Here is a 6,152-nt window from a genome sequence, read left to right on the forward strand (position 1 = left end):
CTGGGCAACCACTGCGCGCAGAGCCGCAACGAGCTGTTCGTGAACCTCAGACATGACACGCTCCGTGAAGATCTGTCGGGAATAGAGCGCAGCGTGATCGGTACCGCGGTGCGGATACTCACCTGTGAACGCCAAGGAGGCGCCGCCCTTGTGCGGCGAGACACATCACGGGGTGACCGCACCTGAATCGACTAAAGGACGAAGAAGTCCCGCGGGTTCTCCAGCAACCAACCGCGTCCCGTGCGCTCCAGCTCGCCCTGCACAACGATCTCCCGGCCATCCCGATGCGCCTCAAGTGCCCGCAAGTAATCCTCAGCCTGAAGGTACACGCGAACGTTGATGCTGCCGAAATCATCCAAATCGGTTGCGATCACGACTTCGCGTGGAACAGTGTTACTAAAGAGGTCGGAGGGATTCTCTTTGGTGCGCAGGGTATAGATCGTGCCCCGGATCGTCCGGTGCTTCTCGAACTCAATGTGCCGCAGGAGCTTGGATGCCTCGCGGATGACCTCTCCGGAGCGGGCGTGTCTAATCTCCGCGCTCATCTCGGACCCGATGCCATCGGGTGCACCCCACTCGGGTGAGAAGGCGATCTCGAAGCGAACGTCGCCCACGTTGGGAGCCTCGACGAGGTCCGCAAGCTCGTCGCATGCGTTCGCGTTCAGACCGGTCTTGAAGCCTTCGACGATCTTCGATGGGTCTTCCTGGTCGATCGCGGCCTCAACCGCTCGCAGGCCGCGCGCGACCCGTTGCACCGCCCGCCTCGAAAGTGGGAGCGTGTCCTTTAAGTCGGCGACGACCTCTGTCGTATTAGGACCGACGTGGGACTCGATCGTGAACCCGAAGCTGCCCCGGAAGGTGTGCCCGAACCGACAGTCGTCTGCGTAGCGCTGCGCGACGGTGTCCACCCGCTCGAAGTATGGGCCGGAGTGTAGCTCCGCATGCGCCGAAGCAGCTAAGATGCGCCGCAAGCATCGGATGGCCTCCTCGGCGGTGCCCAGCTTGATCGTGTCGTGGCGGATGGCGTGGTCTGGGAGCCGGGACCGGATGATATCGTAGCTGATCGCCCGGATCGCTGCGATGACTTCCTCTGGAGGGCGCTCCTGCAGCGCGGTGAGCGTCTGGATGGCTAGCGTCAGTCGCTGCCCGGCGTCGCGGGCCCGCGAGTTGGCGGACAGCACGATTTCGAAGTCGTCGTCGGAGCCCAGGCTGAACAGCTCCAGCCCACTGCGCAGGACATCGCGCCGCCATCCGGTCGCGGAGAGATACCGCTTGAGCGAGGAGAGCGGCACGCGGCTGATGTCGAAAGGCTCGCCCGTCATCGCCCTGACCGAGCCTCCTCGCGAGCGGTTGCCATGATGCCCCTCAAGGCGTCAGGTGTCAGCAAATTGGTGCGTGGGATCCGGATCTGGATGCTCGACGTGTGATCCGTCGGGGGCCCCGGTGGTAGGTACCAGTAGCAACAGTGCCTCAGATGGAGTTCGGTCTCAGAGTTCACCAGCCAAAGGGTGTCATCCCTGGGCAAGCAGAGCAGGATGAGGATCATCATCATCTGCCCTTCCTCGCGGTCCGTGAGGTTCCGATGTGCCCGCGCGTCTAGGTCGTAGACAACGTCTTCCCCATCATGCCGCCAGTCGACCGTGGCCTTCATCTGGAAAGCGACCGGAAAACCTGTTGGCACCCGCTCCCGGCCCCGCATCTTGACGGGGTGGAACATGCCATCGACGCCGTAATCGAACACCGGGGTTGCTGCGAGGTTCAGACCAGCGCGGCCCGCGAGTGCATGGACGTAGGCGAGCGACAGCAGTTCCTTCGTATGCTCAGGGGTAATCACGTCCCCGCCCTGGCCTCCAGCGGCAGCAACGGCCTGAACGGCCGTCTGTAGCCCGCCATACCATCCTGTGGGTTGCTGTCTAGTTGAGAGTATGGGCCCCAGGTAGGCTCGCCCCAATGGCGGTCAGCATGCGTTGGCTGTCCCCTTGCGCACGGCCGCGTCGACTGCCTACGCCTCGAAATGACGTACTCGCAGGGCCCAGTCGGCTGTGTGGCCGTCGAGGCGAGCATCGGGCTGCAGGGCGGGCCAATCCCGCACAGAGCCGTGCCAACGCCCCGGTTAGCCCCGTAGGTTGGCCCTCCCGAAATGGCTGTCGTGGCACTGCTGCCATTAGGTATGGGGCTGCCGGGACAACGGGCCGGCTCTGATAGGAAAATTATGGTGTTGTCCGCCTCTTTCTTCTCCAGTCGTGATTGGTTCCGGCAGCGTGTATCCCCGCACGTCAAGTATTGGGGCCGGATTTCACTCAAGCACGAATTATGTCAGGCGAGCATGGAAAACCTTCGGGATGATCTTCGTGGTAAGCTGCGTCGCTGTACCTTTCCGCCCTGCCGAAAGAGTTGAGGATCGATGCCGGAACGAGCCACTCTTTATATCCTTTTTCGCCTCCTTCATCAAAGTAATGCTCCGAGATGTCGACGCTACATGGCAAGATTACCCGCAGCAGGGTATCCCCTGTTGCTCCCTCGTTGCAATCGACAGGTCTATCGGACAGCCAGACACCCTTTGCGTTAATACCGATCAAGTAGGGGGCTTCTTCGTCGCGGAACCCATGCCGTAAAATCGAATCTGCCTTTTCTTCCGTGGTTCGGCGATAAAAGAATTGGTCCATCGTTAGCGCCCTCTCTTCTATGTACACATGTCCCGCGGCAAAACTGCCGGCGTGTTTATGAAAGTTCAATCTATTATACCACGATCACACGCAGAGCACTCCGGCGCATCGACTTAGCGCATGGAAATTCAGTTGTAAGCACAATACCCACTGTGGTCATACGGCAGAGGCATGGGCATTTCGAGATAACATCGATAATCGGCAGTGTTTCATGGCACCAGGGTGCCGTTATGAGGCCCTCGCGAATACGATCAACCTGCCCTGCTGGCCGAGTCGGATCAGGATCATCGTCTCGACACGATGAAAGTGGCGACTCACCACGTGAGTTTTGGGCAACTGTCGCTCGACCGCCCTGTGCTCGCCGACCTTGGACGGCAGGGATCGTGACACGGTCTAGTCCTGGTGGCCGCCGGAGCGGAATGGCTTCGCTCGTTTCGCTCGTTCACGGCAGATCACTGATGCGGGCCTCGGCTCCGCTCTCCTCACCCGCGGACGTCGCTCTTGATCCTCGACTCGGAAACGCGGGACCGCTGCCCATCCGCGTGATCTTGGGAGCACGGTCGCCTCCTCGGCTGGTGCCGAGCGGGGCGTGCCCCGACGCGAGGCCGAATTCATCAGGCCAGTGATTGACAGCGACAGAGCGGCCCTCTCCGTCCATGCCTCGGGGACACCGTGAAACTGACCGCCCGCATCGCACTCTGATGGCCCTATGCCGGCATCATGCCCCCCTTCGGGGACAAGGGGAGACTTTTTATATAGATCATTCTTTTCTCCTCCCTGTAATGTCCCTCGTTGTCCCCGACACGGGTTTCCGCTCTCCACTGCCACTGGGGACAACGGGGGACTTTCTATAGGGATTATCTTTTCTCTCGTCCTGTAATGTCCCCCGTTGTCCCCGGCACGGATGCCAGTCCATCACCGATTGCAGTTCAAGGGCCGAGCGCCTGCTCGACGCGCCATGGTCGCCATTACGAGCATGGCGACCATGGAGCAAACGGCCGGTGCTGGCCGGTTTCGTCGGTCGTCTCGCGGCCGTGGGCCAGCAAGGTCGCGATCAAACAACGACCCACCTGATCCCGCACGGCAGGAGCTGGCCGTTCCGGGTGCGGCCAAGCGAGACCGAGACGCGGATGTCGTGCACGAGGGCCGCAGCGGCGAATGGCATTCCCTTGAAGCCACTGTCACCAATGCACTTGCAGTTCGATCCGCACGGCAACTTGCTCGTCGATGCACACCCAAGGGGACAGCGTGGGACTTTCTATAGAGATCATCTTCTCTCTCGTCCCGTAATGTCTCCCGTTGTCCCCGGCGCCGGTACCCTCCCCGATCGGTTACAGGCCGAGCGAGCACCAACTCGACGCGCCATCGTCACCATGGCGAGCATGGTGACCATGGTGAGCATGACGACCTTGAGGACGACCTGAGGCCTCAGCGCGGCCCTCCCTCACGCCCCGCCCGCCTTCAGCGGGTAGAACGTGCCGTGCATGTTCCTGGTCTTGCTGCCGAACGGCACCGCCGGATCGGCAACGAGGCGGGTCATCTCCATGCCGAACCGGGTGAGCGACATCGTGCTGCCCGTCTGTGCCCGGAACAGCTCCCACAAGGCCTGTGCCCCCACGCCCCAATTGCTCGTGATCCGGCGGACGGCATCGCTGCCCACGTCAAGGTCGGCGAGCCAGGCCGCGAGCTCGCTCTGCCTGCGGCTCGCGGCCTGGAGCGCGAAGAGGCCGTCGAGGTGGGCCTCCATGGGCGAGGGAGCGAGCGCCTCGACCGAGCGCCACAGGAGCTCGTAGTTGGTCTCATTGACGATGTCCCAGACGCTGCGGTCGCCACGCTTCGCGGCCTCCCCGTTGCGGAACCTCAGCGTCGCGAAGCGGCGGTTGCCGGTCTCGTCGGCCACCAGCTCGTCGATCGGCGTGTTGGCCGTCCCGATCAGGGTCGTCCTCTGCAGGATCGTCGTGCTGTAGGAGGTGCCGAGCCGACGCCGACGGATCCGCTCGCTCGTGACGAGGCTCTTCAGAACGGGCACGCGCCGGGGGTCGACCCTCTCGATGTCGTCGAGGAAGAGCACCGGGTAGCGGTAGATGTCGCCGCTGCGCGTGTCGGCGACGTCGGAGAGCGGCAGCGGGCCGATCGCCAGCTCCTGCAGCGGGCCGAGGAAGTGCCGCACGAAGGTCGTCTTGCCGCTGCCCTGCTCTGGGCCGAAGACCACCGGCGCCAGGTGGTGCTCCACGGGGCGGCGCAGGGTCTTCTGCTTCACCTGCCAGATGAAGTGACCGAGCACGGCAGCGGCGAGCGTGGCGTCGGTCTCGAACGCGGCGCTCGCGAGGCGGAGCCACTCCTCCTCGGCGCGGGCGCGTTCCGACGGTGTGACCTCGGAGAAGAGCGGCCTGAGGATGAGCACCCGGCGCCGCTTCTGGTCCTCGCGCACGACGCGCCGCAGGGCCCGCTCCACGGCGGGTTTCCGCAGCCCGCACTCGCGCCAGCGGGGGTCGAGCAGGATACCGTCGACGAGCCATGGCGCGTCGATCTCGTCCATTGAGAGGCACGCCTCGACGTCGGCCTGGGTCCGGGCCATGCGGCTGTCCGAGCGCCGCCGCATCGAGCCGTCGAGGAGGACCTCGACGTCGTTCTCCGCCATGAAGGTCCGGACGACCCGCACCGGGTCGAGCCTGTCCTCCTCGGTCGCGCCGTTGTCGGTCCGCCCGCGGGCCTGGTCCCCTCGCCCGATGCCGCCCCACCTGCGCAGGGTCTGGTAGGCGTCCTGGACCCGCTGGAATCGCTCGGAGTTGCGCGGCCCCTCGCCGTTGAGGTCGGGGTGGCAGCGCTTCGCCGGCTCGCGGTAGGCCGACTTGATCTCCTCGTAGGTCGCCCCGGGCCGGACACCCAGAACCTCACAAGCCTCGCTCAAGGTCACGGTGGTACGCCTTCATTGAGATATGACGGCCCCGAGGGCCTCGGTTCACCGGGGGCCGCGCGAGGCGCCCTCCTCCGACGGCGATCCGCCGGGTCGCGCCTGTCGCTGCACTCTCGCGATTTGAGGGAGACGAAGGAGGCGACCCTCTACTCCACCCCCGACCCCGGTCCGCTCGATGACGGAGCCAACGGAGGAACTTCTATAGAGATCATTCTCTCTCCTCCCTGTAATGACCCCCTTGTCCCCAGGACGGCCGGACACCCCTCCCCTCGCGGGCGGGGACAACGGGGGAATTTCTATAGAGATCATCTTTTACTCGTCCTGTAGTTTCCTCCGTTGTCTCCTCATCCGAGAATTATCCTCTCTTCTGACTGGCAACTTTTCCCTCGCGCGCCCCTTGACATCCTCAACGCCGGCGATCCTCCCGGGGACAACGGGGGATTTTCTATAGAGATCATCTTCTCTCTTCGTCCTGTAATGACCCTCGTTGTCCCCAAGTACGTCCTCTCCTTCCCGCCGGCGGGGACAACTGGGGTTTTTCTATAGAGATCATTCTTTCCCCCTCCCTG

The 6,152-nt window shown here is 63.5% G+C and carries 6 protein-coding genes; 1 reads left to right on the top strand and 5 read right to left on the bottom strand.

The genetic code is table 11. The annotated features are described in order from the left end of the window. On the top strand, window positions 1-186 hold a 186-nt coding region (locus WDW90_RS33770), incomplete at its 5' end, for a hypothetical protein (protein ID WP_336492055.1). Between the two features lie 5 nt (window positions 187-191). Here the strand turns inward: WDW90_RS33770 and WDW90_RS33775 are convergent. From WDW90_RS33775 to WDW90_RS33795, 5 genes are all read right to left on the bottom strand, one after another. Next, entirely contained in the window at window positions 192-1,322 is a 1,131-nt protein-coding gene (locus tag WDW90_RS33775) for a hypothetical protein (protein ID WP_336492056.1), read from the bottom strand. Continuing rightward, window positions 1,319-1,834 (bottom strand): DUF4365 domain-containing protein, encoded by a 516-nt coding sequence (locus WDW90_RS33780; RefSeq protein ID WP_336492057.1) that lies wholly within the window; start codon window positions 1,832-1,834, stop codon window positions 1,319-1,321. Before WDW90_RS33780 ends, WDW90_RS33775 begins: the two co-directional genes overlap by 4 nt. 466 nt (window positions 1,835-2,300) lie before the next feature. Continuing rightward, window positions 2,301-2,666, bottom strand: a complete 366-nt coding sequence (locus tag WDW90_RS33785) for a hypothetical protein (RefSeq protein WP_336492059.1) — start codon at window positions 2,664-2,666, stop codon at window positions 2,301-2,303. 1,444 nt (window positions 2,667-4,110) lie between these two features. Beyond that, window positions 4,111-5,583, bottom strand: a complete 1,473-nt coding sequence (locus tag WDW90_RS33790) for a DnaJ domain-containing protein (protein WP_336492061.1) — start codon at window positions 5,581-5,583, stop codon at window positions 4,111-4,113. Window positions 5,584-5,927: 344 nt separating this feature from the next. After that, on the bottom strand, window positions 5,928-6,152 hold a 225-nt coding region (locus WDW90_RS33795), incomplete at its 5' end, for a hypothetical protein (protein WP_336492062.1).

It is taken from the genome of Methylobacterium nigriterrae (assembly GCF_037106235.1).
In the GTDB taxonomy this organism is placed as follows: Bacteria; Pseudomonadota; Alphaproteobacteria; order Rhizobiales; family Beijerinckiaceae; genus Methylobacterium; species Methylobacterium nigriterrae.

What these genes read in the sequence shown, in the direction of transcription:
- WDW90_RS33775 (WP_336492056.1), bottom strand. Translation starts at nt 1,322, where the DNA reads ATGACGGGCGAGCCTTTCGACATCAGCCGCGTGCCGCTCTCCTCGCTC.
- WDW90_RS33785 (WP_336492059.1), bottom strand. Translation starts at nt 2,666, where the DNA reads ATGGACCAATTCTTTTATCGCCGAACCACGGAAGAAAAGGCAGATTCG.